Here is a 26,650-nt window from a genome sequence, read left to right as displayed (position 1 = left end):
TTGCGCCCAAATTAAGGGTTAAATATGAACGAATTAAAATCTCGTATCAAAGAAATGATTGTAACGGTGTTGGAACTTGAAGACGTGACCGCAGCCGATATCGTAGACGACGCTCCTCTTTTTGGCGAAAGCGAAAATGGACTCGGGCTTGACTCTATCGATGCTCTGGAACTCGGTATCGCCGTCAAGGAAAACTTCGGCGTGACTTTCTCGGTGGTGAACGAAGAAACGAAGAAGCATTTCTATTCTGTAGATACGCTCGCTGCATATATTTCGGCGAACATGCCTAAATAAGGGAGGATGAAATGGATAAACAAGCGATTTTTGATAAGTTGAAAGCCGCCCTTATCGAAGATTTCGAAATGGACGAAGCCAAGGTGACCCCTGAAGCTCGTCTCTACGAAGATCTCGAACTGGACAGCATTGACGCCGTCGACCTGATCGTGAAGCTTAAGTCTCTCTTGCCGACCAATATCGATCCCGAAGTCTTCAAGACGGTCCGCACCGTTCAGGACGTTGTCGACGCCATTTATAACTTGATCCAGAACGCGGATAAGAAGTAATGAAATCCGTGGCGGGGAAGGTCCTCTTTGCCGCCTTTTCGGTCCTTTACCCGGCTCTCGTTTTTTGTGGCCTTGAATTTTGGGGGCTTTCTCCCCGCCGTTTGAGCTTGATGCTCATCGGCCTTGCTTTTGTGCATTTTTTCAATGTCACGAAGGGTCGTTCCAAGGGGTCGGATGGCTCCCAGGATCGTGCGAATATCGTCAAAAACTTTGCGCTGGTCGCCCTCATGTTTGTATGCGGGGCGATTGCCTTTTTTGCAGACAACGTATTGTTCCTCAAGTTCTACCCTGTACTGGTGAGCTTGAGCCTTTTGGCGTTTTTCTCGTTTACGCTCTGGAAAAAGCCCAGTTTCGTGTTCAGGCTCGCGTGCCTGGGCGACAAGAGCATTCGAACCTCTCCGTCTTGCCGCTTCGTGGAACGCTACTGCGACCGCGTGACACTCGTGTGGTGCGTTTTCTTCGTGGTGAACGCGACAATCGCCTTGGGCACCGCATTGGTGGGTAGCGACCGGATTTGGTCCCTCTACAACGGTTTAATCTCCTATATTTTAATCGGCATTTTGTTTGCCGTTGAATTCATGGTCCGTAAAATGATGCAAAAGAAGATGCAATCCTACATTCCCGTTTGCGATTTGCAGCGGGATAGCCGCCCCGACGGGGCCATCGTCTGTTTCGACGGGGCCTCCGAAAGGACTTGGTCGGAATTCGTTTCCGATGTCTCCAAGGTCCGCCGGTTCCTGGAATCGAGCGAAAACCGTCCGTGGATTCTCCATTGCGAGGACTCCTACTTCTTTATCGTAGCGCTCCTTTCGATGTTGCAGAGCGGCCGCAAGGCGATGGTGACGGCGAACCGCCAGGAAGTCTTTATCAAGGAAATCAAGAAACCCGGATACGGTTTTATCACCGACACTCCCTTTGGCGATGCTTCTGCCGGTGCGGTGCAGATCCAGGACATTTTGAACGGACCCGAAGTCGAGACCTTGTGGAACAGTTTTGACAAGAATGCTGCCGAGATGGTGATGTTTACCTCGGGAACGACGGGCGAGCCGAAATCCGTGCCCAAGCGTTTTTCACAATTTGAAAATGAACTGTATGAACTGGTGAAGGTTTTCGGCGATGACTGGGTGGGCCGCAAGGTCTACAGCACGGTGAACCACCACCACATTTACGGCCTCTTGTTTACGGTGCTACTGCCGACGGCGACGGGGCTTCCGTTCCGTAGACACCGCATCGACTATCCGAGCGAACTCGTTAGCCTGGCCGGTGAAAAGGCGGTAATCGCGTCGAGCCCGGCTTACCTGAAGCGCCTCGCCGCCGATGCCGAAAAGCCGATTGAGTTCAAGTATACACCGATTATTTATTCTTCGGGCGGCCCGCTTCCCGAAGAGGTGGCCCGCAAGTGCGAAGGCATCACGGGCTACTGGACCACAGAAATCTATGGCAGTACCGAGACCGGTGGCATAGCCTACAGGCAGTCCAAGAACGGCCCCATTTGGAAACCGTTTGAAGTCTGCAAGATGAGCATCGGCGAAAACGACTGCCTGAACGTGAAGTCGAGCTACATTCTGGAACCCGAAGGTTTTACGACGGGCGACCTCGTGGAAATCTACGACGACGGGCGTTTCCTGTTGAAGGGCCGCGCCGATTCCATCGTGAAAATCGAGGAAAAGCGAATTTCTCTCCCTGAAGTGGAAAATCGCCTGAAGCAGACGGGCCTGGTGCAGGATGTGCGCGTGGTCCCGATGGTGGGGAGCCGCCAGTACCTTGCCGCGGCGATTGTGCTGAATGCCGAAGGCCGTGAAAAGTTCAAGAACCTGCCGAAACTCGAAATCAACAATTTCTTCAAGAAGCACCTGATGCAGTTCATCGAGAATACGGTGTCGCCCAAGAAGTGGCGCTACCTCGAGGAACTTCCGCAGGATACACAAGGTAAGATCAAGATGCGCGATATCCAGGCATTGTTCGGTATTCCCGAAAGCCCGAATTTTAAGATTCTGAAGATGAAGCGTGAGCCGGGGACGGTGACGCTCAAGCTCGTGTTCCCCGAAACCAGCGATTTCTATAGCGGACATTTCCCGGCGTTCAAGCTGCTTCCTGCGGTTGCGCAGGTGGATATGGTGGTGACGCTTGCTCATGCGCTGCTCGGGACGTCGCAGACCGTGTCGCGAATCCAACGCACCAAGTTCAGCTATCCGATTTTGCCGAACGTTCCCGCGATTCTTGAAATGAGCTACAAGGCCGATGCAGGAAAGGTCGCTTTCTCCTATACGCTCGAAGAAGGCCGAGCCCTTTCGAGTGGAACCCTCGTTATGACGGAGGCTGCCAATGCGTGAGCCCAAGATGAAACCTGAAGATATGAAGTTCTGCGCTATCGTGCCGGTGTATCGTCACGAGGCGACGAGCCGCAAGGTGGCGGAAACGCTGGCCGCCCAGGGACTTTCCGTGATTTTGGTTGACGATGGCAATACTCCCGAAGGTCACGAAATTTTGGTGCAGGTCGCAAACGAAGTCCCGAATACGACTCTCGTGACGCGCGAAAAGAATGGTGGCAAGGGTGCCGCGGTCATCAGCGGCCTCGAAAAGGCCTACGAGATGGGCTTTACGCATGCTCTGCAAATGGATGCCGACGGTCAGCACGACGCGGACGCAATTCCGTTCTTTTTGAAAGCCGCCAAAAAGCACCCGTTCGATTTGGTGGCGGGAATGCCGCAGTACGACGGCTCCGTGCCCAAGGCGCGTGAACAGGGCCGTAAGATTACGAATTTCTGGGTTGCGGTCGAGACTCTTTCCAAGTCTATTCCCGATTCCATGTGCGGGTTCCGCGTGTATCCCGTAGCGAAGGTTTGGCCGGTGGCTAAGAAAATTCGCACGTACCGCATGGGCTTCGATATCGAAATCCTGGTGCGCCTGTCTTGGGCTGGTCTCAAGATGTATTTCTATCCGATCAAGGTGAAGTACCCTGAAGACGGCGTGTCCAATTTCCGCGCCTTTGGCGATAACGTCGAAATTTCCTGGACGCATACCAAGCTCTGCCTCGGCATGCTGATTCGTTCGCCGATAATTCTTGGTCGCCGCCTTTTTAAGAAGAGAAAATGAGCTCCGAGAACGCACAATTACAACAGTGGTACGAAGTAAAGGAAGTGGGCGGAAGCCTGTGGCACTTCCGTTTTATGCTGTGGATAACTTGCCACTTGCCGCTTCGTGTCGTTGAACTGTGTACGGCGGTCGTGTGCTTCTTTTTCTGGATGGGGGCGCGCCCCGTCCGGGAACGTTCAGCGGCCTACCTGAAACGCCTGTCGGCGGTGCAGGGCAAGCGGATGCCCTTCATGGGCACCTACAAGCACGTGCTTTCGTTTGCACTTTCGATGATCGAGAAACTGCTCGGCTGGCGTGGAGCGATCAAGCTGAACCAGGTGGAAACCCAGGGCGACGACCTCGACAAGCTGGTGGAACAGATTGACCGCGGCGAGGGTGCATTCCTGATTTGCTCGCACCTCGGTAACATGGAAATGCTGCGCTCGCTGACGGGCTACGGTGAAATCCATTCGCATAAGGAATTCAAGGTTTTCCCGGTGGTCGACTTCTCGGGAACGTCCAAGTTCAATGCGCTCCTTTTTGAATTGAATCCGGACCTGATGAATTCGGTGCTGGACGCAAACAAGATTGGAGTCGATTCTGCCGTGTGGATGAAGGAACAGATTGCGAAGGGTAACCTGGTGGTGATTGCGGGGGACCGGACCTCGGCGAATTCCACGGACCGGAATGTCGAGATGGATTTCCTGGGCGAGAGGGCGAATTTTCCGGAAGGGGCCTTTACGCTTTCGAGTATTCTGGGTGCCCCGATTTACTTTACGTTTGCCATCCGCAAGCATGACTTTGATATTCGTTCGCCTTACGAGATGCATGTGGTGAAGGCGAAAACCACTTTTGACTGTAGCCGCAAGGAGCGCCCCGAAAGACTTCGGATGCTTGTGCAGGAATACACGCAAATTTTACAGAAATTGTGCCTCAGGCATCCGTACCAGTGGTATAATTTTTACAATTTTTGGAAAAACTCAAAATAAAGGATGTAGAACATGAAGACTGTCGTCATTGGATCAGAAAAATTAACCATCGAACAGGTCGTGGCTATTGCCAAGCGCCAAGTGAATGTCGAGCTGGATTCCTCTGCGGAATTCCAGAAGAAAATCGACGCCGGTGCGGAATTCCTGGACGAAGCTCTCGCTAAACATGGCGGCATTTACGGCGTGACCACGGGTTACGGCGATTCCTGCACGCAGGTGGTGCCGCCCGATCGTTACTATGAACTGCCTATCAACTTGTCGCGTTTCCACGGTTGCGGCATGGGCAACTATTTTGATGAAGAAACGACCCGTGCTATCATGACGGTGCGTCTGAATACCTTGGCTCAAGGTTTCTCGGGTGTGAGCTACGCACTTTTGAAGATTATCATGACGTTCTTGCAGAATGATATCCTGCCGCTTATTCCGCAGGAAGGTTCCGTGGGTGCGAGTGGCGACTTGACTCCGCTCTCTTACCTGGCCGGAGCAGTGATCGGTGAACGTGACGTGCTCTACAAGGGCGAACGCCGTTCTTCCAAGGACGTGATGGCCGAACTCGGTATCACTCCGCACCGTTTCCGCCCGAAGGAAGCGATCGCCATCATGAACGGTACTGCCGTGATGAATGCCGTCGCGTGCATGGCCTTTAGCCGTGCCGAATACCTGGCCGATTTGTCTTGCCGCATCACGGCGATGAATACGATCGCCATGAAGGGCAATGCCTACCATTTTTACGAACGCCTGTTCGCCGTGAAGCCGCACCCGGGTCTCGTGACTGCCGCAAAGAAGATGCGCGATGCGATGAACCTCGAAGTCGAAAAGAACGTGGTCCCTGAAAAGATCCAGGACCCGTATTCTCTGCGTTGCGCTCCGCATATCGTGGGCGTGTTCTACGATTCTGAACCGTTGCTCCGCCAGCTCATTGAAATCGAAATGAACAGCGCAAACGACAACCCGATTGTGGACCCCGAAACAAAGAATATCTTCCACGGTGGTCATTTCTACGGTGGTCATATCTGTCTCGCCATGGATACCCTCAAGAACATTGTCGCTAACTTTGCCGATCTTCTGGACCGTCAGTTGGCCACTGTTGTGGACATCAAGTTCAACCGCAATCTGCCGCCTAACCTCACGGGTAGTCATGAATTTGCTCTCAACCACGGTTTCAAGGCGGTGCAGATCGGCGTCTCTGCTTGGACGGCCGAAGCTCTCCACAATACGATGCCCATGAGCGTGTTCAGCCGTTCCACTGAATGCCACAACCAGGACAAGGTGAGTATGGGTACAATTGCTTCCCGCGACTGTATCCGCGTGATTGAACTCACCGAACAGGTGGCTGCCGCCGTGTTGCTCGCCGCGTCCCAGGCTCTCCACATTCGCCTCGAACGCGGTGAAATCACCGACAAGCGCATCGAAGGAGTCCGCAAGACCTACGACCAGGTGTTCGAGAAGTTCGCTCCGCTTGCTTGCGACCGTCAGCTGGAACCGGACCTCCGCATGACGCTCGAACTGATCCGTGAAAAGCACTACGCCGTTTAATTCGGGGATTCTATGGCTCAGAAGAAACTGAAAGAAACTGTCGAGTTCAAGGTCGAGTTTTACGACGTGGACTCGATGAAGGTGGCGTGGCACGGCAACTACGTGAAATTCATGGAAGTGGCCCGTTGCGCTCTCCTTGCCAAGATCAAGTACGACTACTTCGCCATGGAGGCGATTGGTTTTGCTTGGCCCGTGGTGGACATGCACATCCGCTACTTGCGCCCGATGATTTTCATGCAGCGCATCCGTGCCGAGGTGACTCTCGAGGAATACGAGGTTTGCCTGAAGCTTTCGTACAAGTTCTTTGACGCCGAAAGTGGCACGCTTCTGTGCAAGGCCGAAAGTATGCAGATGGCGGTGGACATGAACAAGCGTGATTCGCTCATGGTGTGTCCGCCGTGCTTTATCGAACGCGTGCGCGAGGCTCTCGCCGCCGAGGAAAACGGATGATGTTGCGGTCGTTGATTAGAGGTTTCGCGGTCATGGCTGTTGCCCTTCCGACTCTTTGGGGATCCGCCCTTGCGGCGGGTTCTGCTTCGGATGTCTTCAAGAAGCCTTTGACCGAGGCCTCTAAACCCGCCTTGCAGCAGTCGCTTTCGGTGCTGACGGCATCTCCGTTGACCATGGGTGATTTCAAGCAGACGCGTACGATCAAGAAGATGAACCGCGAATTTGTTTCGACGGGGTCTTTTGCGATTGACCGCGAAGCGGGAATTGTCTGGGATACAAGGAAGCCGTTCCCGTCGTTCTTGTGGGTGGGGGATAATTCCATTGTCCAGTGGGATGTCGCCCGCGATGCCAAGAAGACGATGAGCGCGAAGGACAATCCGGTATTCGCCGAATTCTCGGGAACCATCCAGTCGGTTTTCTCGGGTAAGTTCGACGAACTCGCTCGCAATTTCGATATCTTCTTCGTGGCAGGGGATTCGTTCTCCGTGGGGCTTGTTCCCAAGGAAAAGGCCGTCGCCCGAGTCATTGCGTCGATTGTCCTTTCGGGCCGAACCGAGCTGGAAAAGGTGACGATTGTCGATGGCGAAGGCAACCAGGTCGTCTATGATTTTTCTGCCCAGGCGCATTTCAAGGACCTTGATTCTGTTGAGGGAGCCTTTAAGGACCTGGCCCTTAAATTTAAGAAAGTGAAAAAGTGAGACCGGCGTCGAAGAAACTTGTCTCGGTGATTATCTGGGCGGCCATCCATGTCGCCCTTATTTCGCTTGGCCTTTTACAGCCTTGGAAGGTGGAATCGGATTTATATTCGGTGCTTCCGGATTCAAGCGAATTCAAGAATGTCAGCGAGGCTGAAAAGGCGCTGAGTGCGCGTTCGATGCGCAACTTCACGGTGCTCGTTGGGCATCGCGATTTCGCGGTGGCGAAATCGGCGGCGGAGGCACTGGAAGCCTCTTTTGCCTCCGATAGTGCCTTCGCCGAAACGCGCCTGTACGTCGACGATTCCGCGATGCAGCGGATGAGCGACTTTTTCTTCGAGTACCGCAACGTGCTGCAGGGGAAACCCGTCCGCGATTTACTTAAGGCGGGACTTAAGGCGGGCGATTCCTCGGCCTTCTCGGCGATTGCCGATATGGCGCGGCAGAAGGTCTACGGGGCTTTCACGATTGCCGACTTGAGTCACCTGGAAGATGACCCCTTTCTGCTCGGAGCAGAATCTTTCGACTACTTTACACTCCATTCGCAGCTGATGGGGGGGCGCTTCACCCTGCGCGACGGTGTGCTCGCCGCCGAAGATTCTTCGGTATCGTATGTGATGTGGAGCGCTGCGCTTTCGCCGACGGTTTCGACGATGGCCTCCGACGGCCATGTGCTCGCTCGCCTAGACCGTGTGCTGGATTCGCTTTGCCTTGTTCATGTGGGGCTCCGCATCGAAAAGTCCGGCGTGCCTTTCCACAGCTACGAAAGCTCCAGGAACGCGCAGTCCGAAGTGGCGTGGATTTCGGGCGTGTCGATTGTCTTGATTCTTCTGCTCCTCTTATGGGCTTTCCGCACGCCGGTTCCGATCGTGTGTACGCTCGTGGCAATCGGCGTTGCTATCTGTGCAGCGCTTTTAGGAACGTGGGCCCTGTTCGGGAGCATTCATGTGTTTACCTTTGTGTTCGGGACGAGCGTGATTGGCGTGAGTATCGATTACGCAATCCACTTCTTTACCGACTGGAAACACGGAACCTCAAAAAAAGGTCTCGATATCCGCCGCCACATTTTCAAGGGGCTCCTGCTCGGTTTCATGACGACCGAACTCAGCTACATTGCGCTTACCTTTGCCGATTTTCCGCTCCTTCGCCAGATGGCCGTCTTTTCGATTGTCGGTCTGGCGAGTTCCTTTGCGACCATCTTGTTGCTGTTCCCGAATCTGCCCATTCCGCAGGGGGACGCTCGTGCCAAATCTATGGCTCCGACAAGAATTCCGGCTTTTATCTTGGATATCTACGATCGCTTCGCTCCTCGTACGGTTGTCGTTGCGGGAATCGTCTTGCTCCTGGCCCTTGTTCCGGGGGTACTGAAGCAGAATATCCATACGGATATGCGCGCCCTGTATGCGATGAGCGAAAATCTCAAGCGTTCCGAGGCGTTGAATGCGCGACTGAACAACTTGGGAATTTCGGCGAACTACTTTATCGTGGAAGGCTCCTCGGAGCAGGAACTTTTGCAGAACGAAGAATCGCTCGTCCGTCGACTCGATTCTGTCCTCGATTTGACCCATGATTCAGTTTCCAGTTCGGTGAAACCGGTGCTGGGCGGTTACCTGGCGACTTCGGCCTACATTCCATCTTTAAAGGTACAGGAAGAAACCTTCGAAGGTATCCGTCGGCTTTATGCGTCTCCCGTTTTCGGCGAACTTCTCCGAGACTTGAACCTTTCCTCTGATTCGGTGCGAGTGCCGGATGCTTCGCCCCATTACCTGACTCCGCAATCGGAAATTCCGGCTTCGTTCAGGAGTATCCTTTCGATGCTCTGGATAGGCGAGGTCAACGGTAAATTTTTCAGCGCCGTTTTCCCGCTCCACGTGGCCGCGGATTTTGCCGTATCTCAATTTGCCGAAGGTATGCCCTTTGTTTACGCGGTGAACAAGATGGATAACGTGAATGCGACCTTGACGGACCTTTCGCGGGTCGCCCTGTTGCTCGTGGCCCTGGCCTACCTTGTCGTTTTTGTCGTGCTGGTCCTGGTTTACGGTTTTGTCCAGGCGCTCAAGGTCATTCGCGCCCCAGTCATTTCCTGCTTTTTTATTGCGGCCGTGTTCGGTTATTGTGGCATTCCGTTCAACTTCTTTGCGATTGTGGGTGTCATTTTGACTCTCGGTATCGGCATCGACTATGCTCTTTTCTTCAAGGAAGGGGGGGCGCGTAACCTGACGACGGCCCTTGCCGTGATGCTTTCGGCCATGACGACGCTGATTTCTTTCGGAAGCCTTTCTTTTAGCAGCTTTGTTCCGGTTGCGACGTTCGGCTTCTCGGTGTTGCTCGGTATTTTGTGCTGCTTCGCCCTGTCGCCATTCAGCAGAAGGTAAAAATTTCTAAATTTGTGGCGCAAAAATGTCGATTTTGAGTGGATTGTATATGATTGAACCTTTTATGTCATTGCGAGGAATGTAATGACAAAACAATCTATACTCGCATTTTTGTTGCTCCTTTTAGTCGCCTGCCACAATGCGCGCCAGGTTCCGGGGACTGCACCCGTCTATTATTCCGATGAGCGCTCCGTATCGCTCCTGCCGACAGCCTCGATGACCGAAAAGCTCGATATGCCGCAACATATCGTGGGGGAATTCCATAAGCCGGACGGTTCGACAGATTCCTTCGAGGCGGATTCTTGGGTGCGTGCAAATGATTCCGTTCTTTCGGTGGTGCTATTTTCTGGATTCGGGACGACTATCGGCGAAATCAGCTACTTCCGCGATTCCGTGAAAGTGGAAAGTTCCCTGATGGATGTCGAAAAGATGAAGGCGGAGTATCTGCTCGCGGATTTCCAGATTTGTTTTTATCCGTTTGAACCGTTGCAGAAGAATTTTGAGCAGGCCGGGTTTGTATTTTCTGAGACCCGTTCCGGTGCCGACAACACCGATTTTGTCCGTACGCTTTCTGAAAATGAAAAGACGATTTTAACGGCGAAAAAGACCGGCGCCGAAATCAGGCTTGTCAATGATTTGCGCGGTTACAGTTACCATATTACGTTAGGGGAGGCAAATTGAGTAGGCCTTTGTTTATTAACGACTTTGCGTTCCACTGTATTTTGGGTGGCAGCAAGGACAGCGTTTTTGATAAGTTAAAGAATGGAGTTCGCGGCGAATTCACCACCTACGATGTAGCGGGTGTCATGCGCCCCGCGGCGACCATCGATCCGTCGTCTTTGGCTCCTGTAGAGGACTCCAAGTTCGACAACCGCGTGAACAGACTTTCGCAGGCTGCGCTTTCCCAGATGGATGCTTCTATCCGCAAGGCGGTCGAAAAGTTCGGTGCAGACCGCATCGGAATTTTTATCGGTTCCTGCGACAACGGTTCCGAAGCTTCGATGAATGCGCTCAGGAGCTTCAAGGAAACGGGGGCGTTCCCCGAAGGTTATGTGCTGGATTACCAGGCCGCTGATTTCCCGGCGCAGTATATCGCCAAGCGTTACGGCATTACGGGGATGCTCTCGGTGCATTCGACGGCGTGTGCCTCCAGTGCGAGTGCCTTTGTTTCTGCACGCAATAACATCTATGCCGGTAACTGCGATGCGGCTATCGTGGGCGGTGTCGATATCGCTTCCCAGTCCGTCATCCTGGGCTTCGCTTCCCTCGAGGCCATGTCCGACAAGCCGACGAATCCGTTCAGCGCGAATCGTACGGGACTTACTCTCGGTGACGCGGCCGCGTTCTTCCTGGTAACCCGCGAAAATCTGCCGGATCTTGCCACTGATTCCTGTAACGGTCTTTCGGTGGTGGGCTTTGGTGAAAGTGCCGATGCCGACCATATTACGGCACCTCGCGCCGATGGCGAAGGCGCCTATCTCGCGATGAAGGCGGCGCTGTCCGATGCGGAACTGGATGCTTCTTCTATCGGCTATGTTAATTTGCATGGAACGGGAACGCGTCTGAACGACTCGATGGAATCGATCGCCGTGAATCGCCTGTTTGGCGAAACAACTCCGGCTAGTTCCACGAAGGCGCTTACGGGGCATACGCTCGGAGCGGCAGGCGCTCTCGAAGCCTCTTTCTGCTGCCTTGCGCTCCAGAACGGGGGAGTTCTCCCGGCGCATCTGTTCGACGGTTGCGAAGACCCGAAACTCCCGAAGGTACACTTGGTCAAACCGGGCGAACAGGCCTCGGCACCTCTCGAGTATTGTATCAGCAACTCCTTTGCCTTTGGCGGTTGCAATGTTTCTCTAGTTATAGCGAAGGAATAGAATAATGGGTACGCCTGAATTTCCGACAAGAGAATTGGTTTCCGAACTGGTTCCGCACAAAGACAAAATGCTTTTGCTCGACCGTGTCAATTCCCATGACCTGGACGAGATTACGATTGAAACCGAAGTGGATATCCACAAGGACTGTATGTTCTTTAAAGAGGACCTGCAGGGAGTCCCTTCGTATGTGGCGTTTGAGTACATGGCCCAGAGCATTTCTGCTTTGTCTGGAATTTATGGGCGTTCGCTCGGTCAAAAGCCCAAGGAAGGCTTTATCATGAGCGTATCCAACTGCAAGATGGCGGTTCCCGTTTTCAAGGCCGGCGATGTGGTGCGCATCCGGGTCCACCAGACGATGCGTGTCGATATGGCCGTGACCTTCGAAGGCAAGGTTTTCGTGGGCGATAATTTGGCTGTATCGGCGTCACTCTGTACGGTCGAAGTGGACGACCCAATGTCAATTTTGAAGATGAACTAGGATTCTTTTACTATATTTGGGCGCGTATGGAAAATAAGAAGTGTGTTTTGATTACAGGTGCAAGCGGTGGCATTGGTGCTGCCATTGCAAAGGCTGTCGCATTGGCGGGTTACGAAGTGGTGGCGCATTACAATAGGAATGCGGCTCCGGTCGAACAGCTCGCAAACGAAATTCGTGAACAGGGTGGTTCTATTCGTCTGCTCCAGTTCAATATCCGTGACCGTGAACAGTGCAAGGCTGTGCTCGAGAAGGATATCGAAGAAAACGGTGTCTATTTTGGTGTCGTAACCAATGCAGGCGTCTGTGCCGATACTGCTTTCCCGGCCATGACCGACGAATACTGGGACAAGGTTATCGATACGAACTTGAACGGCTTTTACAATGTGCTTCACCCGATTGTGATGCCCATGTGCCGCAAGCGTCGTGGCCGCATCGTGACGATTTCGTCTGTTTCTGGCGTTATCGGCAACCGTGGCCAGGTGAACTACAGTGCTTCCAAGGCTGGCCTTATCGGTGCGACCAAGGCTTTGGCGACCGAACTTGCAAGCCGTGGAATTACGGTAAACAGCGTTGCTCCGGGCGTCATCGAAACCGAGATGATCAAGGATGCTCCGCTCGATATGATTTTGCCCGCCATTCCGATGAAGCGCGTGGGTAAGCCCGAAGAAGTGGCTGCCACGGTCGTGTTCCTGCTTTCGGAAGGGGCTGCCTACATCACCCGTCAGGTGATTTCTGTTAATGGGGGACTTGCTTAATGCGTCGTGTTGTTGTTACGGGTGGATCCTGTATATCTTCGCTTGGTTTTGATGCTGAAACTGCTATTGAAAGTCTGAAGGGCCTTAAGAACCGAGTCGTTCGTATGGACGCCTGGGATATCTATAAGCAGATGAATACCCGTCTTGCCGCCCCTATTCTGGAGCCTCTGCCGCCGTATCCGCGTAAAAAGATTCGTGGTGCGGGTCGCGTGGCCGTGATGGGCTTGGCTTCTGCGGACAAGGCTATTGAAGTGGCCGGTTTAACGAACGAGACCGCTTTGATGAAGTCCGGTCGCATGGGTGTCGCTTTCGGCTCCTCGATGGGTAGTATCGACCCGTTGCTCGAGTTCTTCTCGATGCTCAAGACCTACGACTGTTCCAAGATTACCGCGACGACATACATCCGCGCCATGCCGCAGACCTGTGCCGTGAATATCAGCGTGGTTCTTGGCCTTACGGGTCGCCTGGTCACGACGAATACGGCGTGCTCCAGCGGAAGCCTCGCTATCGGTCAGGCCTACGAACTCATCAAGTACGGCAAGCAGGATGTGATGATTGCAGGCGGTGCCGATGAACTGGATCCGACTGAATCCGCTGTGTTCGATACTTTGTTTGCGACAAGCACCAAGAATGACCATCCGGAACTTTCTCCTGCTGCCTACGACAAGGACCGCGACGGTCTGGTGATTGGCGAAGGTGCGGGAGCCCTGGTTCTCGAAGAATATGAACATGCCAAGGCCCGTGGTGCAAAAATCTATGCAGAATTGGTCGGTTTCGGTTCCAATACTGACGGTGAACACATCACGCAGCCCAAGAAAGAAACCATGCAGCAGGCTCTCGAATTGGCGATTGAAGATTCGGGACTTTCAGCCGATGCAGTCGGTTACGTGAATGGTCACGGTACGGCAACCCACCACGGCGATATTGCCGAAAGCTGGGCTACATACAATGCGCTTAAGCAGCGTGCGGTTCCCCTTTCCAGCCTCAAGAGCTATGTCGGTCATACGCTTGGAGCTTGCGGTGGAATCGAGGCCTGGCTTGCCATCAATATGATGAACCGAGGCTGGTTCAGCCCGAACCTCAATTTGAGAAACGTGGACCCCGAATGTGCTCCGCTGGACTACATTACGGGCTCCGGACGCGAAATGGACGTAGAATACATCATGTCCAATAACTTCGCTTTCGGCGGAATTAATACGTCGCTCATTTTCAAGCGCGTGTAATTCCTGCTTAGGTTTAAATTGAAAAATGCTCCGGGAGAAATCTCGGAGCGTTTTCGTTTGTATATAAAATGCCTAAGGTCGAATTCAAAAAACCGAGTTCCGAAATAGGAAATTCTAAACTTACTAGTGTCCCGGGAACTTGGTGAGCGATTCTACCCGGTAACCCTTGAGTGCTTCGCGCCCGTGTAAGTCCAAAAGCTCAATTACAAATGCGAAGAATTCCACTTTTCCCCCTAATTTTTCAATGAGAGTCGCGGCTGCTTTGGCTGTCCCTCCGGTCGCTAGCAGGTCATCAACAACAAGGACTCGCGCACCCGGCTTTATGGAGTCCTTGTGAATCTCCATGCAAGCTTTCCCGTATTCCAGGTCATATTCCACACTGACGGTTTCGCGGGGGAGTTTTCCTTTTTTACGTTCCGGCACAAACGGCTTGTGAAAATGTTCTGCAATGGAGACTCCGAAGAGAAATCCGCGAGCCTCAAGCCCGACAACCACGTCAAAATCGACGTTTTCAAGCATCTTGTAGAACGCATTGAGTGTGAGCCTTAGACCGTCGGCGTCGCCAAGAATTCCCGTGACATCGCGAAAAAGGATCCCCGGCTTCGGAAAATCTGGAACAGAAATAATATAGTCTTCAATTCGTTTCATAATGGCGTCCTATTTCCAACTGTCTACAGCCTACTTAAAATTCCTTCCACAGTCGCAATTATCTTGTCCCTTTCGCCGCACCAGTCGGGGGCGATGAGCATATCGCTCGGACTTTCTCCGCTAAAGCGTTCGATAGCGGTTTCAAAACCGATAATCTTGATCATCTCGGCGACCGCTTCGCAGTACTCTTCAAAATTTAGGAGCTTGATTTCACCGTTGGCGTAATCCTGCGCCATCACGGTGCCCGCTACAATGTGCAGCGGGTGGATCTTGACCGCGGCGAGTTTCAAGTCGCGAACCACTTGGGCGGTATGCTTGAAATCTTCCATGGTCTCGCCGGGCAGCCCCACGATCACGTGCGTGGTGACGGTAAGTCCCGCTGCCTGGCAGCGCTTGACGGCTTCTTCGAATTCGGCGAGGGTATGCCTGCGGTTGATGGCGGCGAGCGTCAAGTCGTTTGCGGTTTGCAGGCCGATTTCCACGATAATCGGCTTTTTGCGATTGAGTTCGGCTAGGTAAGCGACCTTGTCGTCTTCGAGGCAGTCCGGGCGCGTGCCGATGGCAAGGCCTGCAATTTCTTTATGCTTGATAATCGGGTCGATGATTCCCTTTAGGTGTTCGAGCGGGGCGTGCGTGTTCGTGTACGGCTGCAAGTAGGCCAAAATACCTGCGTTCGGGTATTTTTCGCGGAGTCTCGGCACGAACTTGTCGAGCTGCTCCTGAATCGAAACCTTCGCCTGGTCAAATACTGGACTGAAACTCCTGTTATTGCAGTAGCTGCAACCCGAAAAACTCTTGGTGCCGTCCAGGTTCGGACAACTCATGCCGCCGTTCAGCGGGAGCTTGCGCACCTTCAGGTAATTCGGGAAAATCTTCAGTAGCAAATCGCGGTACGGAGTGTAATGCATAAGCAAAAGATAGTAAACGGCAGGCCGGGGCGTTGCGGACTGGCGATGTTTTTCTAAATTAGAATCCAAGGTGAAAATGATGCGAAAATTCCTCCTCCCAATCCTTATCGCGTTTTACGCGCTCGCCCTGGTTTCTTGCGAAAGCAAGCAGGCGATAATCCCCAATAAAGTCCACAGCATTAACGATCTCGGCCACAAGAAAGTGGGCGTGCAAATCGGCAACACCGCCGACATTTATGCGTCTGATTTCGGCGGTGATACTGCGAAAATCGACGTGGACCGTTACACGAAACTTGCCGATGCCATCCAGGCGCTCAAGCAGGGGAAAATCGACGCGGTCTTGAGTGACGATCAGCCCGCCAAGGCGTTCGTGCGAGAAAATCCGTCGCTTCGCATTCTGGACGAAGTCTTTGTCGAAGAAATGTACGCGGGGGTTGTCGCGAAGGGCAAAGAGGCTTTGCTCGATTCCGTGAACCAGGCGCTCGCTGCCATGAAACAGGACGGCGTCTACGATTCTCTCTTTAATACCTACATCTACCGCACCGGCAACTACCATTATCAAAAGAAGGTGACCGAAGGCCCGAAACTCGTGCTTTCGACCAATGCCCAGTTCCCGCCGTACGAATACTACGAAAATGCAAAAATTGTCGGCCTCGATATCGAAATCGTGAACTACATTGCCGACTACCTGAACCGTACCGTCGAAATCCAGGACATCGAATTTGACGCGATAATCAATGCGGTTTCTTCGGGCAAGGCGGATGTCGGCTTCGCGGGCTTTACCGTGACCGAAGAACGCAAGAAGTCCATCAACTTCACGACCCCGTATACGCTCTCGAAGATTGTCGTGATTGTCCGCGGCGACGAGGCGGTGGAAAACGACGAGAGCTTTGCCGAACATTTCCGCAAGAACTTCGTGAAGGATTCACGTTGGAAGTTTATTGCTCTTGGCCTCCGCAACACGCTCATCATTTCGCTCTTTGCTGCGCTGCTCGGCATTCTGATTGGCTTTATCGTGGCGCAGATCCGCACCGGCAACGAATTCAACGGTCGCTACAAGGTGCTGAACGCGCTTGCTAAAGTCTACCTCGCCGTGATTCGCGGAACGCCGATGATGATCCAGCTGCTCATCATCTATTACATCGTATTCTCGTCGGTGAACGTGAACAAGATTCTCGTGGCGATTGTCGCATTCGGCGTGAATTCGGGGGCGTACGTTTCCGAAATTATCCGTAGCGGCATCAAGGGCGTAGACCCTGGCCAAATTGAGGCGGGGCGCAGTCTCGGACTCAAGTTCCGCACGATTCTTTACAGCATCGTCTACCCGCAGGCGTTCAAGAACTCGCTCCCTGCGCTTACCAACGAATTTATTACGCTTATCAAGGAAACGTCCATTTGCGGCTACATTGGCCTGATGGACTTGACGCGCGGCGGAGACATTATCCGTAGCATGACCTACGAGGCGATGCTCCCGCTCCTTGCCGTGGCTGCCATTTACTTTGTCATTGTTGCCGGGCTTTCGGCCTGTGTTGCAAAGCTTGAAAAGAGGTTGAAGAAAAATGAACGCTAATGCAGAAACTTTAATCCAGGTCAAGGACCTTTGCAAATCTTACGGCGACAAGCAGATTCTCAAGGGAATTTCGCTTGACATTTATCGCGGCGACGTGATTGCGGTTATCGGGCCTTCGGGTTGCGGCAAGTCTACATTCCTCCGCCAGCTAAATTTGCTTGAAACTCCGACTAGCGGCGACATTTTGTTGGACGGCAAGAGCATCTTAGTGAAGGGCTTTTCGAAGCCTGACGTTCGCAAGCGCGTGGGCATGGTGTTCCAGCAGTTTAACTTGTTCAAGAATATGACTGCCCTCAAGAACATCATGTTCGCTCCGATGAAATTGGGGCTCATGACTAAGGCCGAGGCGGAAAAACGAGCGAAGGAACTCTTGGACCGTATCGGTCTCTTGGATAGGGCAGATCATTATCCGGCGCAGCTCTCCGGCGGCCAGCAGCAGCGTGTGGCGATTGCCCGCGCCATGGCCATGCAGCCCGAGGTAATCCTGTTCGACGAACCCACCAGTGCCCTGGACCCTGAAATGGTCGGCGAAGTCCTCAAGATCATGAAGGACCTGGCCAAATCTGGCATGACGATGGTCGTGGTGACGCACGAAATGAGCTTTGCCCGCGAGGTCGCTAACCGCGTGCTGTTCTTTGCCGACGGCTACGTCAAGGAAGATGGCTCCCCCGAAGAAATCTTCGACAATCCGAAAGACGCCCGCCTCAAGGAATTCCTCTCGGCACTGAAGAAATAGGGCTATACAATCGGGAACATCATACGTGTCCAGAGGGCGTCATCTAGATCGCGTCTTGAATCGACAACAGCCAAGACTTTGACGCGGTTTTCTTCTTTGCGATAAAAAATTCTCCAGGGGCTTACAACGAGTTCCCGGAATCCGTTGATTTGCAAATATTCTAATTCCGCAGGAATTTTGCCCAAATCTGGAAACTTTTCAAGGACTTGGCATTCCTTTTTTATTCTAGCAAGCGAGTCTTTTGCGTTTTTGGGGCTACTTGTTGCAATATGCAAGATGATGGACTTCAAGTCGAGAGATGCCGATTCGGACCATTCTACAATGATTTTCTTAGAGGGCATTTAGTTCTTTCTCCAAGGAATCAAAGAGGTCTTTTTGATTGATTGTTTTTCCTTTTGAAAATTCGGCTTCGCTTTGAGCGAAAAGCTTAAACAACTTTAAGCCGTCCTGCATCATTTGGAATGTCTCGGTATCGAGGATTACGCCGCGAGCTTCACCGTTTTGCGTGACGATGTAGGGTGCACGAGTGTCATTTACATGGTCTAGCACTTTTGCAGCGTTTGCCTTAATGTAAGAAATCGGCTTGATATTTTTATAGGTCGGCATAAAACCTCGCGTAAGACTGAATTCGGTATTAAATATAGTCTTTCGTTGGGGGTAATGCAAGTGATAATTCTATTTACTCTCGCACAATCTTGACAGCCGCAAGTTCCTTGCCGGTTTCCAGGTGGTGTACGCTGAATCGCGGGGGAGTGGTGGAGCCTTCGCCGGAGGTCTCGTAAATTCCGAAGGTCGGCGGGTTTCCGCCCTTGGGTAGGCTCGTGGAGCCCGGGTTCAGGCAGTAGACTCCGTCGGCGTTTTTTTCGGCGGTAAAAATGTGCGTGTGGCCCGAAAAATAGACGTCGGCCTTGTAGTGACTGAACAGGTACGGGTCGTAGAGGTGACCGTGGCTCAAGAAGAGTTTTAGGCCGCCTTCTTCGATTTCGGCATAGTCGGCAAGGCACGGGAATCCCAGCACCATCTGGTCCACTTCGGCGTCGCAGTTGCCGCGCACCGCGGTAATTTTCTCCTTGAGCGGGCTCAAGAGTTCGACAACTCCTTGCGGATTGTGCCCGCCCGGCAGCGGGTTCCGCGGCCCGTGATAAAGAAGGTCGCCCAATAGGAAAATGCGGTCGCATTTGAGCTTGTCGAGGTAAGAAAGCGCCATCTTGCAGGCGAACGCAGAACCGTGGATATCAGAAAGAACTAGAGTGCGCATAGGATAATTCAGAATTCGGAATTCGGAGCTCGGAGATGATTGCAATATAGTTAAAATAGGGTAGGTGGGCGAAATAGAAATAGGTATATTTGATGCAATGAGCGTTTACTACCACCTTCCCGGACTGTTCGAATTTTACGACTTGTATAAGGCATTCTTGCCGCTGTTCCGCGAGCATCGGGAATACTTTTACGAGTGGTGCGAAATCGGTTCCATTTATGGTGCGCCCAGCGATTGCCTTTGGGGTGGTGGCCGCGTCGGTTTTGGCGATGCGGAGCCCGAGGCCGTTGTCGCTCTCACCAAGGAATACGGCATTTCGGCGCGCCTGACCTTCAGCAATTCCTTGCTTCGCGAAGAACATCTTGCCGACAAGAAATGCAACGCCTTGTGTGCCCTGTTCGAGAAAAATGGGTCGGCCCCGAGCGGCGTCATCATTCATTCGGATTTGTTGCTCGATTACATTAAGGCGAAGTATCCGGGATTCTATTTCGTGTCGTCCACGACGAAGGTGTTGGCGGATTTCACCCAATTCGAGGGTGAACTGAACCGCGACGAATTTAGTTACGTGGTGCCGGATTTCAGACTCAATAAGCAATTCGCCAAACTCAACGCGCTAACGCCCGCACAAAAGCCGAAAGTCGAGTTCCTGTGCAATGAATGCTGCTGGTTCGGCTGCCAAGACCGCAAAAAGTGCTACGAGAACGTGAGCCTGAAAAACCTCGGCGAAAACTGCGAGGACCACGTTTGCGCCTCTCCGAACGTCCAAAGGGGTTACCGATTCTCCGATGCCATGAAAAATCCCGGATTCATCGGAATCAGTGACTTTCAGAACGTGTACGCCCCGCAAGGATTCCGCCACTTTAAAATCGAAGGCCGCAGCCTCGGCAGCGCCGTCATCCTGGAATTTCTGCTCTATTACATGACCAAGCCGGAACACCAGCTCCAAGTCCGCGAAGAAATCTACCTCGACAGTTCGCTGGACTTGTTTTGAGCAGGCGGACAAAGATATCACGTGTCCATGCCTAGTAACTGTAGGTAGTTCCGTTTGCCGTAAAGGAATCGATGGATTTGAACGACATTGCCCCTGACCATGTAAAACATCAGGTAGTTGTCAATGGGAATGACCCTGTAGCCGACGAGTTTCAGCAGCGGATCTTGGTGGACGGGATAGGTGAACGGATGCGCTTTCAACAGCCTGACCTGTTCAAGAAACTTCTCGAAGATTGAATTTGATGAAGTCTTGAGAACGTTTGTAAAATATGATTTGATTTCGTTGAGGTCTTTTTGCGCCGAAGGCGTGATAACGACTTCGTACTTTTTAGCCATTCATTAAATCCTTCAAGAATTTTTCGGCATCGGCGCATTCCGCACCGCGTTCCACTTCGGAAATGGCTTCGGCAAGTTTTGAATAAAGTTCCAGCTGGGCCATCTGCTTTTCGTAGCATTCGATGGACATCACGACCATGTCGCCCACGCCATTCTTGGTCAAATACATGGGCTCGTCGTACTTGTGTACGGTTTCCGCGACGCTCGTGAAGTTGTTGCGCAAGTCTGAAATTGGACGGATATTCGGCATGATAGCCTCCTTTATTATGATAATATAATATCATAATTATGATATGTCAATAGGACTCTGCCCTTAAGAACCCGAAACGAAAAGTAATCTTTTTGAAGGGTTTTTGGCTTGTTAATTGTGCCTTGGCAAATAAATATTTGCCAGCATATCCTGTTATTGCTTACGAAGATGCCTTTGGTGGCGGCTGCCAAGCAATGGTTCAAACTTCGGTAGCACAAGCAACGGAGTATTCAAATTTACTTGTAGCAAATGGTTTTAATTTAGATCGTATAAGCAATCCTAGTCAAGAAGTAAAGAATTTTTTTTAGAAGTCACTGTTAAAGAAGTATTAATTATGCCTAAATCCATTCTCTTTTGGTCCGACATATATGGGGAACAGAAAATCAAAAAGTAGCTGCATAAGCGCCACCTGATTTTACTTGGAGCGCTGTTTGCTAAACGCACCTTTTCCAGATGGAAAAGGAGATGCCCGATCAAGTCGGGCATGACAAATTAGTGGCAAAACAGTTCGCTTTAAGGCGGAAGCTTTCCCCTGCTATTTTAAATATATTCGAGCGCTAACTTGGAAAAAGCTTGCTTTTTGTCGAAGAATAATGTATATTTATAATAGACAGGGTGGCAGAGCATCCACCTGAGAAAAAAAGAAAGCTCGAAATGATGACAGGGTGGTAGAGCGACCACCTGAGAAAAAAAGAAAGCTCATTAGATGAAGTCGTTTTTATATATCCATATAAAAGCGGCTTCTTTTTTTGTCAAAAAAGGAAAACATGAAAAAAGAAAACATACCCAAGGTTATGCTGCTATCGCCGTTGTTTTACGAGCGTTATGCAGATAATACCGAAATTCTTGTGAAGGAAAACCGCCCTTATTTGGTGTTGCTAGTGGAATACCGTTCCTTTAGATTTGCTATTCCATTTAGGTCGAATATCCAGCATACACATGCATATAAATTTGAAAGTGAAAATTCCAAAAGGACATCGTCTGGGCTAGATTTTAGTAAAAGTGTCATTATTTTTAATGATGATGAAATTGGAATGCCTGCGCATATCGATTCACGAGAACATACGGAAATCATGAAGCGCTATATATTTATTGTGGAAAAATTTCAAAAGTATATTGATGATTTTATAGAGGGCTTGAAAAAAGAGCCTTTGCCACCCAAATACAGGTTTTCTTCGTTGACTTACTACCGCGGTTGGTTGTTAAAAGGGAAGTAGTGTAGCTTATTTTTTCCGTTTTTCGGCTTTTTGGGGCGTTTTTTCATTGTCTGAAACACGAAAAAGTGCTATATTTGATGCGTAAAAATCTAATTACCTTAAAAGGAAGGTTAAATCATGGCTAGAAAGAAGATTGCACTTGTTGGTGCTGGTCAAATCGGTGGTACAATGGCTCTCGTGCTCGCTCAGAAGAATCTTGGCGACGTCGTTCTCATCGACATTCCGCAGACTCAGGGCATGCCGAAGGGCAAGGCTCTCGATATCATGGAAGGCCGCTCTGTCATCAACTCTTCCGTGGATCTTCAGGGTTCTACCGACTACTCCGCCATCAAGGGCGCAGACGTCGTGATCGTGACCGCCGGTTTCCCGCGTATGCCGGGCATGAGCCGTGACGACCTCCTGGACAAGAACTGCGGCGTGATCAAGACCGTTGCCGAAGCCATCAAGGAAAACGCTCCGGATGCATTCGTCATCGTGATCACCAACCCGCTGGACGCCATGGTCTACAACATGCAGAAGCAGTCCGGTCTCCCGGCCAACAAGGTCATCGGTATGGCTGGCGTGCTTGACTCTGCCCGTCTCGCTTGCTTCGTCGCAGACGAACTCGGCGTTTCCGTCGAAGACGTGAAGGCCCTCGTGATGGGCGGCCACGGCGACACCATGGTTTCCATCATGGAATGCGTGTCTGTTGGCGGTATCCCGGTTTCTCAGCTCATGAGCAAGGAAAAGTTCGCCGAACTCGCCAAGCGTACCGCCGGTGCCGGTGGCGAAATCGTGAACCTCCTCGGCCGCGGCTCTGCCTTCTACAGCCCGGCAACCTCCGCCATCCACATGGCCGAAGCCTACCTCCTCGACAAGAAGAGCGTGTTCTCTTGCGCTGCCAAGCTGAACGGTGAATACGGCGTGAAGGGCCTCTACTGCGGCGTGCCGGTCGTGGTCGGTGCAAACGGTGTCGAGAAGATTCTCGAAGTCAAGATGAGCGACGAAGAAAAGGCCGCCTTCGAAAAGTCCGTCGAGGCTTGCAAGAAGAACGCCGAATGGGTCGACGCACATACGTAATAGGTAATAGAGTGTAACGCTCGCTCTCTGCTCCCTTGTCATTGCGAGCGAAGCGTGGCAATCTCAATTTGCTAAAAAATCCCTCGGTTTACGCCGAGGGATTTTTTTGCTTAAATTAGATGAAACTTTTGGCGGGTCTGTTTTCAAACGGGTGTTTTGCTTTTTTCGCCGGCGATTTCGCGGACGAGTTTTGGTACAAGGTAACCGGGTAACTTGGTGCGGATTTCTGCAATCAGCTTGCGAGCTTCGTCATCGCCAACTTCGAAGTGTGCGACACCGTTGGCGTGGTCCAGCTGGTGCAAGTAATAGGGGAGTACACCTTGTTCAAAAAGCTTGCGGCAGAGGTTGTTTAGTTTGTCTGCATCGTCGCTAATTCCTCGCAATAGCACGCTTTGGTTCAAGAGCGTCCAGCCGCTAAAACGCAACTGAGCAAAAACAGTTGCCGATTCCTCGTCGAGTTCGTCGGCGTGGTCCACATGTGACACCAATACGCAGCTAAATCTGGCGGGCAATTCACGCAGCAGTTCAAAATGCTGCATTACCAGGTCCGGCCGCATCACGGGGAGGCGCGTATGGATTCTGAGCGTCGTTACCGAGGCGTGCATGGCAATCGCCTCGATCAGCTCGCGGAAGGCGCCGGGACCAAGCGTCAGCGGGTCGCCACCCGAAAGGATTACTTCCCAGACGTCGCTGTGGGTATCGAGCCAGTGGCTCACCTGGCGCGCCACGTCGGGAATGTTCTGGAAAGGGTAGTTCTTGCGGAAACAGAATCGGCAACGGGCACCGCAGGTGGCGGTCGAGACAATCAGGGCGCGCTGGTCGTATTTCTGGATGACACAGTCGGATTTTCCGGCAGGCAGGTCGCCCACGGGGTCGTCTACAAAACCCTCGACTTTGTTAAGTTCGTCCTTGGTCGGTAAAATTTCGCGCAACAGGGCCGCTGGGTCGTTAGCCTTTTTTATGAGGTCGGCATAATGCCTAGAACAAAGGAACGGAAACTTGGGGTTCAGGTCGAGGTTTGCCAGGGCTGTCGTCTTGGCGATGGTGGTCGCCAGATCGGTACCTAAATACTCCAAAAAGTCAGGAATTTGTGTGAAAACTTTAACTGCTGCGTCCATTATATTGCTAAATTTAGAATCAAAATCAACAAGAGGATAATATGGGTACTGTAAGCACCAACGAATTCCGCAAGAAACTTAAAATCATGGTTGATGGTCAGCCGTACGAAATCATCGAAAACCAGTTCGTGAAGCCGGGTAAGGGCCAGGCCTTTAACCGCGTTCGCATCAAGAACTTGGTGACCGGCCGCACCCTCGAACGCACCTGGAAGAGTGGCGATACGGTTGAAGAAGCCGACGTGACCTTCACCGAAATGACTTACCTCTACAATGACGGTTCTACTTGGTATTTCTTGAACAACGAAACTCAGGAAACTGAAGAAATCTCCAAGGAAGCTCTCAATGGCTGCGAAGTTTGGCTCCTCGATGGCGCTACTGTCGAAGTCACTTGGTGGAAGGACCCGAAGACTCAGGCTACGCTTCCGATCGAAGTGATTCCGCCTACCTTCGTTGACCTCATGATCATCGACGCTCCTCCGGCAGTCCAGGGCAACACCAGCGGTAACGTGATGCGTGAATGCACCGTCGAAACCGGCGCCAAGGTGATGATTCCGCTGTTCATCGAAAACAACACCAAGATCCGCGTGGATACCCGCGACGGTTCTTACCTCGAACGCGCGAAGTAATAAGACCGAACCGGCTAAACACTCCAGAATCCTTACTCTGGAGCCGGTTCTCTCGCGAACACGCCTGGTTAATACCAGGCGTTTTTCGCTCACGGTAATTTTCACTTTGTCATGCGCCCCTGCGACGGGGCTTTTTGTTTTGTCTTCATTGACAATCTGTCTATAGAATAAGGGCGCCGGGGGCGCCTTTTGTGTTTTTTTCAGGATAATTTTAAGATGGATGTTTGAAAAAGAAGGGTTGTCATGAGATTTTTAAACAAATTCTCTGGTTTCGTGCCTGCTGCATGTATTGCTGCGGGTTTGTTGTCGTTTGGAGCAATTCAGGCGAATGCCGCTCCGGACCCGAATTTCCACATCTATATCGCGTACGGCCAGTCCAACATGGGCGGCACTGCCGATGCCCAGAGCGCCGATAAGGCTGAAAACCCGCGTTTCAAGATTTTTGCGACGCAAAAGTGCAGCGGCAAGGGCCGCAACACCATCGGTGAGGTTTACCCAGCGGTACCTTCGCTCTTCAACTGCGGCAACACGATTTCCATTGCCGACTGGTTCGGGCGTACGATGGCCGACAGCATGCCTGACGTGACCATCGGGATTATCCCGGTCGCGGTGGGCGGTGCGAGCATCAAGCTCTTCGACCAGGACCAGTACGCAAGCTACCTCTCTACGGCGGAGGATTGGCTGAAGAACTACGCGAAGGAATACGCGAGCGACGGCAACGTCACCAAGACGATTATCGATATCGCGAAGAAGGCTCAACAGGTGGGCGTCATCAAGGGGTTCATCTTCCATCAGGGCGAAACGGACGGCGGCTACCCGGACTGGCCGAAAATCGTGAAGAAGACCCGCGACGATATCCTCAAGGCGCTTGACATGAGTTCCGATACAGTTCCCTTCGTGGCGGGCGAGCTCCTGCGTGAAGGTTGCTGCTATTCCGACCGCGTGTCGAAACTCCCGAATACGATGGACAATACTTACTACGCGTCGTCCGAGAATCTCGGCGGCAACGGTGTTGACCGCTACCATTTCAACCATGATGCCTACGTGGAATTCGGCAAGCGCTATGCCGAACAGATGCTCAAGGCAATAAACCGCGCTCCGGTGGTTCCCGAACCGCAAAAGCCCTTCAAGGGTAAGCCGTTTGAAATTCCGGGCAAAATCGAGGCGGAAGACTTCGATGTTCCGGGTGTCGGCTCGGGCAACGATTCCTACAGCGAAAACGATTCCGAGGACCACGGCGGCACCAATTACCGCGAAGGGACGGGCGTTGACATTTACAAGAAGGCGACGGGCTACATCGTGGGCTACAACCAGGAAGGCGAATGGCTCGAATACACCGTGAACGTCAAGGAAACGGGCGAATATTCCTTTTACGCGTCGGTCGCATCCGCAAACGAGACTTCGGGCTTCCAGATGTCGCTTGACGGCAAGAACATCACCGACGTGATCTCTGTCCCGAAAAATGAAGGCGAGGACAACTACGACGACTACAACAAGGTGCGGGCGACGGTGAACCTCCCTGCGGGCGAACACATATTGCGCTTTACGGTAACCGGTTCCTGGATGGACGTGGATTACTTCCAGTTCGGAGAGGATGAAGTCGTTTGCGTTGATGAATGCACAGCCTTTGTAAAGCCCGCGCTATCGCATGCGACCGGAGCTGAAAACTACCGCATTTTCGACATGAACGGCAACTATCTGGGAACGGTGCGGGCCTCTGGAAAGCAGGAACTCCGCGCCAGTGCGAAAGTCCTCGTGAAAAACGGCGGCACGTTCATCGCAAAATCCCGCACAGGCTCCACGACGATACAGATAAAATAATTACCGCCAAGCACACCGAAGGTGTGCCCACGCAAATAAACCGCACAACCCCGAGGAACAAGATTTGGGCAATGCGGTTTATTAAGTGTCGGGAGGATTT

General features: G+C 52.1%; 30 protein-coding genes. 22 read left to right on the top strand and 8 right to left on the bottom strand.

All coding sequences use genetic code 11. From position 1 onward, the window contains the following. Nucleotides 1–24 precede the first annotated feature (24 nt). The 14 genes from BUA93_RS07430 to BUA93_RS07365 all read left to right on the top strand — a co-directional run bounded on the left by BUA93_RS07430 (nucleotide 25) and on the right by BUA93_RS07365 (nucleotide 14,013). Nucleotides 25–294, top strand: coding sequence for a phosphopantetheine-binding protein (locus BUA93_RS07430; protein ID WP_072978519.1), 270 nt, complete (start codon nucleotides 25–27; stop codon nucleotides 292–294). Between the two features lie 11 nt (nucleotides 295–305). Continuing rightward, on the top strand, nucleotides 306–563 hold the full coding sequence (locus BUA93_RS07425) for an acyl carrier protein (RefSeq protein ID WP_072978518.1): 258 nt from the start codon (nucleotides 306–308) through the stop codon (nucleotides 561–563). After that, a complete protein-coding gene (locus tag BUA93_RS07420; RefSeq protein WP_072978517.1) occupies nucleotides 563–2,896 on the top strand; it encodes an ApeI family dehydratase in 2,334 nt (777 codons plus the stop codon). Before BUA93_RS07425 ends, BUA93_RS07420 begins: the two co-directional genes overlap by 1 nt. Further along, nucleotides 2,889–3,659, top strand: coding sequence for a glycosyltransferase family 2 protein (locus tag BUA93_RS07415; protein ID WP_217650993.1), 771 nt, complete (start codon nucleotides 2,889–2,891; stop codon nucleotides 3,657–3,659). Before BUA93_RS07420 ends, BUA93_RS07415 begins: the two co-directional genes overlap by 8 nt. Further along, nucleotides 3,656–4,627 carry an LpxL/LpxP family acyltransferase gene (locus BUA93_RS07410; RefSeq protein ID WP_072978516.1) on the top strand — a complete coding sequence of 324 codons (972 nt, stop codon included), beginning with the start codon at nucleotides 3,656–3,658 and terminating at the stop codon, nucleotides 4,625–4,627. Before BUA93_RS07415 ends, BUA93_RS07410 begins: the two co-directional genes overlap by 4 nt. A 12-nt stretch (nucleotides 4,628–4,639) precedes the next feature. After that, nucleotides 4,640–6,163 carry an HAL/PAL/TAL family ammonia-lyase gene (hutH, locus tag BUA93_RS07405; protein ID WP_072978515.1) on the top strand — a complete coding sequence of 508 codons (1,524 nt, stop codon included), beginning with the start codon at nucleotides 4,640–4,642 and terminating at the stop codon, nucleotides 6,161–6,163. A 12-nt stretch (nucleotides 6,164–6,175) separates the two neighbouring features. After that, nucleotides 6,176–6,613 carry an acyl-CoA thioesterase gene (locus tag BUA93_RS07400; RefSeq protein WP_072978514.1) on the top strand — a complete coding sequence of 146 codons (438 nt, stop codon included), beginning with the start codon at nucleotides 6,176–6,178 and terminating at the stop codon, nucleotides 6,611–6,613. Nucleotides 6,614–6,645: 32 nt separating this feature from the next. Continuing rightward, nucleotides 6,646–7,311 carry an outer membrane lipoprotein carrier protein LolA gene (locus tag BUA93_RS07395; protein WP_175547388.1) on the top strand — a complete coding sequence of 222 codons (666 nt, stop codon included), beginning with the start codon at nucleotides 6,646–6,648 and terminating at the stop codon, nucleotides 7,309–7,311. Beyond that, nucleotides 7,308–9,683, top strand: coding sequence for an MMPL family transporter (locus BUA93_RS07390; RefSeq protein WP_072978512.1), 2,376 nt, complete (start codon nucleotides 7,308–7,310; stop codon nucleotides 9,681–9,683). The genes BUA93_RS07395 and BUA93_RS07390 overlap by 4 nt, the downstream gene beginning before the upstream one ends. Nucleotides 9,684–9,794: 111 nt before the next feature. Beyond that, complete coding sequence (locus BUA93_RS07385) at nucleotides 9,795–10,364, top strand: DUF3261 domain-containing protein (protein ID WP_072978511.1); 570 nt, start codon at nucleotides 9,795–9,797, stop codon at nucleotides 10,362–10,364. Then, nucleotides 10,361–11,557 carry a beta-ketoacyl synthase N-terminal-like domain-containing protein gene (locus BUA93_RS07380; RefSeq protein WP_072978510.1) on the top strand — a complete coding sequence of 399 codons (1,197 nt, stop codon included), beginning with the start codon at nucleotides 10,361–10,363 and terminating at the stop codon, nucleotides 11,555–11,557. The genes BUA93_RS07385 and BUA93_RS07380 overlap by 4 nt, the downstream gene beginning before the upstream one ends. 4 nt (nucleotides 11,558–11,561) lie before the next feature. After that, nucleotides 11,562–12,035 carry a hotdog family protein gene (locus BUA93_RS07375; protein WP_072978509.1) on the top strand — a complete coding sequence of 158 codons (474 nt, stop codon included), beginning with the start codon at nucleotides 11,562–11,564 and terminating at the stop codon, nucleotides 12,033–12,035. A 26-nt stretch (nucleotides 12,036–12,061) separates the two neighbouring features. After that, the gene (gene fabG, locus BUA93_RS07370) at nucleotides 12,062–12,790 is read left to right on the top strand and encodes a 3-oxoacyl-ACP reductase FabG (RefSeq protein WP_072978508.1); all 729 of its coding nucleotides are present in this window, start codon (nucleotides 12,062–12,064) and stop codon (nucleotides 12,788–12,790) included. Next, on the top strand, nucleotides 12,790–14,013 hold the full coding sequence (locus tag BUA93_RS07365) for a beta-ketoacyl-ACP synthase (protein WP_072978507.1): 1,224 nt from the start codon (nucleotides 12,790–12,792) through the stop codon (nucleotides 14,011–14,013). Before fabG ends, BUA93_RS07365 begins: the two co-directional genes overlap by 1 nt. 123 nt (nucleotides 14,014–14,136) lie before the next feature. Here the strand turns inward: BUA93_RS07365 and BUA93_RS07360 are convergent, their stop codons facing one another. Further along, complete coding sequence (locus BUA93_RS07360; protein WP_072978506.1) at nucleotides 14,137–14,661, bottom strand: adenine phosphoribosyltransferase; 525 nt, start codon at nucleotides 14,659–14,661, stop codon at nucleotides 14,137–14,139. A 23-nt stretch (nucleotides 14,662–14,684) separates the two neighbouring features. Beyond that, complete coding sequence (locus BUA93_RS07355) at nucleotides 14,685–15,569, bottom strand: tRNA modification radical SAM protein MnmL/YtqA (protein ID WP_254793898.1); 885 nt, start codon at nucleotides 15,567–15,569, stop codon at nucleotides 14,685–14,687. A 76-nt stretch (nucleotides 15,570–15,645) separates the two neighbouring features. Here BUA93_RS07355 and BUA93_RS07350 point away from each other — a divergent pair, with 76 nt between their 5' ends. Together BUA93_RS07350 and BUA93_RS07345 are read left to right on the top strand one after the other, a co-directional pair. Beyond that, the gene (locus tag BUA93_RS07350; RefSeq protein ID WP_072978504.1) at nucleotides 15,646–17,139 is read left to right on the top strand and encodes an ABC transporter substrate-binding protein/permease; all 1,494 of its coding nucleotides are present in this window, start codon (nucleotides 15,646–15,648) and stop codon (nucleotides 17,137–17,139) included. After that, nucleotides 17,129–17,875, top strand: a complete 747-nt coding sequence (locus BUA93_RS07345; RefSeq protein ID WP_072978503.1) for an amino acid ABC transporter ATP-binding protein — start codon at nucleotides 17,129–17,131, stop codon at nucleotides 17,873–17,875. The genes BUA93_RS07350 and BUA93_RS07345 overlap by 11 nt, the downstream gene beginning before the upstream one ends. Nucleotides 17,876–17,877: 2 nt before the next feature. Here BUA93_RS07345 and BUA93_RS07340 read toward each other — a convergent pair whose 3' ends face one another. The 3 genes from BUA93_RS07340 to yfcE all read right to left on the bottom strand — a co-directional run bounded on the left by BUA93_RS07340 (nucleotide 17,878) and on the right by yfcE (nucleotide 19,133). Further along, nucleotides 17,878–18,216: a type II toxin-antitoxin system RelE/ParE family toxin gene (locus tag BUA93_RS07340; RefSeq protein ID WP_072978502.1), complete on the bottom strand. Its 339-nt coding sequence runs from the start codon at nucleotides 18,214–18,216 to the stop codon at nucleotides 17,878–17,880. Then, entirely contained in the window at nucleotides 18,206–18,481 is a 276-nt protein-coding gene (locus BUA93_RS07335) for a type II toxin-antitoxin system Phd/YefM family antitoxin (RefSeq protein WP_072978501.1), read from the bottom strand. Before BUA93_RS07335 ends, BUA93_RS07340 begins: the two co-directional genes overlap by 11 nt. Nucleotides 18,482–18,554: 73 nt before the next feature. Continuing rightward, the gene (gene yfcE, locus BUA93_RS07330; protein ID WP_072978500.1) at nucleotides 18,555–19,133 is read right to left on the bottom strand and encodes a phosphodiesterase; all 579 of its coding nucleotides are present in this window, start codon (nucleotides 19,131–19,133) and stop codon (nucleotides 18,555–18,557) included. 97 nt (nucleotides 19,134–19,230) lie between these two features. Here yfcE and BUA93_RS07325 point away from each other — a divergent pair, with 97 nt between their 5' ends. Further along, the gene (locus tag BUA93_RS07325) at nucleotides 19,231–20,124 is read left to right on the top strand and encodes a hypothetical protein (RefSeq protein WP_072978499.1); all 894 of its coding nucleotides are present in this window, start codon (nucleotides 19,231–19,233) and stop codon (nucleotides 20,122–20,124) included. A 17-nt stretch (nucleotides 20,125–20,141) separates the two neighbouring features. Here the strand turns inward: BUA93_RS07325 and BUA93_RS07320 are convergent, their stop codons facing one another. Together BUA93_RS07320 and BUA93_RS07315 are read right to left on the bottom strand one after the other, a co-directional pair. After that, on the bottom strand, nucleotides 20,142–20,459 hold the full coding sequence (locus tag BUA93_RS07320) for a type II toxin-antitoxin system RelE/ParE family toxin (protein ID WP_072978498.1): 318 nt from the start codon (nucleotides 20,457–20,459) through the stop codon (nucleotides 20,142–20,144). Then, on the bottom strand, nucleotides 20,452–20,709 hold the full coding sequence (locus tag BUA93_RS07315) for a type II toxin-antitoxin system Phd/YefM family antitoxin (protein WP_014545032.1): 258 nt from the start codon (nucleotides 20,707–20,709) through the stop codon (nucleotides 20,452–20,454). Before BUA93_RS07315 ends, BUA93_RS07320 begins: the two co-directional genes overlap by 8 nt. A gap of 92 nt (nucleotides 20,710–20,801) precedes the next feature. On the opposite strand from BUA93_RS07315, the gene BUA93_RS15915 reads away from it, so the two are divergent. The 3 genes from BUA93_RS15915 (at nucleotide 20,802) to mdh (ending at nucleotide 22,985) form a co-directional block, all read left to right on the top strand. Next, nucleotides 20,802–21,017 (top strand): hypothetical protein, encoded by a 216-nt coding sequence (locus tag BUA93_RS15915; protein ID WP_139257862.1) that lies wholly within the window; start codon nucleotides 20,802–20,804, stop codon nucleotides 21,015–21,017. 459 nt (nucleotides 21,018–21,476) lie between these two features. Next, nucleotides 21,477–21,926: a type III toxin-antitoxin system TenpIN family toxin gene (gene tenpIN / locus BUA93_RS07310; protein WP_072978497.1), complete on the top strand. Its 450-nt coding sequence runs from the start codon at nucleotides 21,477–21,479 to the stop codon at nucleotides 21,924–21,926. 117 nt (nucleotides 21,927–22,043) lie between these two features. Then, the gene (gene mdh, locus BUA93_RS07305; RefSeq protein ID WP_072978496.1) at nucleotides 22,044–22,985 is read left to right on the top strand and encodes a malate dehydrogenase; all 942 of its coding nucleotides are present in this window, start codon (nucleotides 22,044–22,046) and stop codon (nucleotides 22,983–22,985) included. Nucleotides 22,986–23,128: 143 nt separating this feature from the next. On the opposite strand, the gene BUA93_RS07300 is transcribed toward mdh, so the two are convergent. After that, nucleotides 23,129–24,103, bottom strand: coding sequence for a KamA family radical SAM protein (locus BUA93_RS07300; RefSeq protein ID WP_072978495.1), 975 nt, complete (start codon nucleotides 24,101–24,103; stop codon nucleotides 23,129–23,131). A 41-nt stretch (nucleotides 24,104–24,144) separates the two neighbouring features. Between BUA93_RS07300 and efp the strand changes: the two genes are divergently transcribed. Next, a complete protein-coding gene (gene efp / locus BUA93_RS07295) occupies nucleotides 24,145–24,729 on the top strand; it encodes an elongation factor P (RefSeq protein WP_072978494.1) in 585 nt (194 codons plus the stop codon). A 243-nt stretch (nucleotides 24,730–24,972) separates the two neighbouring features. Continuing rightward, on the top strand, nucleotides 24,973–26,550 hold the full coding sequence (locus BUA93_RS07290) for a carbohydrate-binding protein (RefSeq protein ID WP_072978493.1): 1,578 nt from the start codon (nucleotides 24,973–24,975) through the stop codon (nucleotides 26,548–26,550). Nucleotides 26,551–26,650 lie beyond the last annotated feature (100 nt).

Source organism: Fibrobacter sp. UWH4 (genome assembly GCF_900142475.1).
GTDB lineage: Bacteria > Fibrobacterota > Fibrobacteria > Fibrobacterales > Fibrobacteraceae > Fibrobacter.
Note: the sequence above shows the minus strand (reverse complement) of the source record. Positions and strands in the feature narration are given on the sequence as shown.

What these genes read in the sequence shown, in the direction of transcription:
- BUA93_RS07315 (WP_014545032.1), bottom strand. Translation starts at nt 20,709, where the DNA reads ATGCCGAATATCCGTCCAATTTCAGACTTGCGCAACAACTTCACGAGC.
- BUA93_RS07395 (WP_175547388.1), top strand. Translation starts at nt 6,646, where the DNA reads ATGGCTGTTGCCCTTCCGACTCTTTGGGGATCCGCCCTTGCGGCGGGT.
- BUA93_RS07365 (WP_072978507.1), top strand. Translation starts at nt 12,790, where the DNA reads ATGCGTCGTGTTGTTGTTACGGGTGGATCCTGTATATCTTCGCTTGGT.
- mdh (WP_072978496.1), top strand. Translation starts at nt 22,044, where the DNA reads ATGGCTAGAAAGAAGATTGCACTTGTTGGTGCTGGTCAAATCGGTGGT.
- BUA93_RS07360 (WP_072978506.1), bottom strand. Translation starts at nt 14,661, where the DNA reads ATGAAACGAATTGAAGACTATATTATTTCTGTTCCAGATTTTCCGAAG.
- BUA93_RS07400 (WP_072978514.1), top strand. Translation starts at nt 6,176, where the DNA reads ATGGCTCAGAAGAAACTGAAAGAAACTGTCGAGTTCAAGGTCGAGTTT.
- BUA93_RS07420 (WP_072978517.1), top strand. Translation starts at nt 563, where the DNA reads ATGAAATCCGTGGCGGGGAAGGTCCTCTTTGCCGCCTTTTCGGTCCTT.
- BUA93_RS07340 (WP_072978502.1), bottom strand. Translation starts at nt 18,216, where the DNA reads ATGCCCTCTAAGAAAATCATTGTAGAATGGTCCGAATCGGCATCTCTC.
- BUA93_RS07325 (WP_072978499.1), top strand. Translation starts at nt 19,231, where the DNA reads ATGAGCGTTTACTACCACCTTCCCGGACTGTTCGAATTTTACGACTTG.
- yfcE (WP_072978500.1), bottom strand. Translation starts at nt 19,133, where the DNA reads ATGCGCACTCTAGTTCTTTCTGATATCCACGGTTCTGCGTTCGCCTGC.
- BUA93_RS07425 (WP_072978518.1), top strand. Translation starts at nt 306, where the DNA reads ATGGATAAACAAGCGATTTTTGATAAGTTGAAAGCCGCCCTTATCGAA.
- tenpIN (WP_072978497.1), top strand. Translation starts at nt 21,477, where the DNA reads ATGAAAAAAGAAAACATACCCAAGGTTATGCTGCTATCGCCGTTGTTT.
- BUA93_RS07320 (WP_072978498.1), bottom strand. Translation starts at nt 20,459, where the DNA reads ATGGCTAAAAAGTACGAAGTCGTTATCACGCCTTCGGCGCAAAAAGAC.
- BUA93_RS07290 (WP_072978493.1), top strand. Translation starts at nt 24,973, where the DNA reads ATGAGATTTTTAAACAAATTCTCTGGTTTCGTGCCTGCTGCATGTATT.
- BUA93_RS07350 (WP_072978504.1), top strand. Translation starts at nt 15,646, where the DNA reads ATGATGCGAAAATTCCTCCTCCCAATCCTTATCGCGTTTTACGCGCTC.
- fabG (WP_072978508.1), top strand. Translation starts at nt 12,062, where the DNA reads ATGGAAAATAAGAAGTGTGTTTTGATTACAGGTGCAAGCGGTGGCATT.
- BUA93_RS07375 (WP_072978509.1), top strand. Translation starts at nt 11,562, where the DNA reads ATGGGTACGCCTGAATTTCCGACAAGAGAATTGGTTTCCGAACTGGTT.
- hutH (WP_072978515.1), top strand. Translation starts at nt 4,640, where the DNA reads ATGAAGACTGTCGTCATTGGATCAGAAAAATTAACCATCGAACAGGTC.
- BUA93_RS07355 (WP_254793898.1), bottom strand. Translation starts at nt 15,569, where the DNA reads ATGCATTACACTCCGTACCGCGATTTGCTACTGAAGATTTTCCCGAAT.
- BUA93_RS07345 (WP_072978503.1), top strand. Translation starts at nt 17,129, where the DNA reads ATGAACGCTAATGCAGAAACTTTAATCCAGGTCAAGGACCTTTGCAAA.
- BUA93_RS07410 (WP_072978516.1), top strand. Translation starts at nt 3,656, where the DNA reads ATGAGCTCCGAGAACGCACAATTACAACAGTGGTACGAAGTAAAGGAA.
- BUA93_RS07415 (WP_217650993.1), top strand. Translation starts at nt 2,889, where the DNA reads ATGCGTGAGCCCAAGATGAAACCTGAAGATATGAAGTTCTGCGCTATC.
- BUA93_RS07300 (WP_072978495.1), bottom strand. Translation starts at nt 24,103, where the DNA reads ATGGACGCAGCAGTTAAAGTTTTCACACAAATTCCTGACTTTTTGGAG.
- efp (WP_072978494.1), top strand. Translation starts at nt 24,145, where the DNA reads ATGGGTACTGTAAGCACCAACGAATTCCGCAAGAAACTTAAAATCATG.
- BUA93_RS07335 (WP_072978501.1), bottom strand. Translation starts at nt 18,481, where the DNA reads ATGCCGACCTATAAAAATATCAAGCCGATTTCTTACATTAAGGCAAAC.
- BUA93_RS07430 (WP_072978519.1), top strand. Translation starts at nt 25, where the DNA reads ATGAACGAATTAAAATCTCGTATCAAAGAAATGATTGTAACGGTGTTG.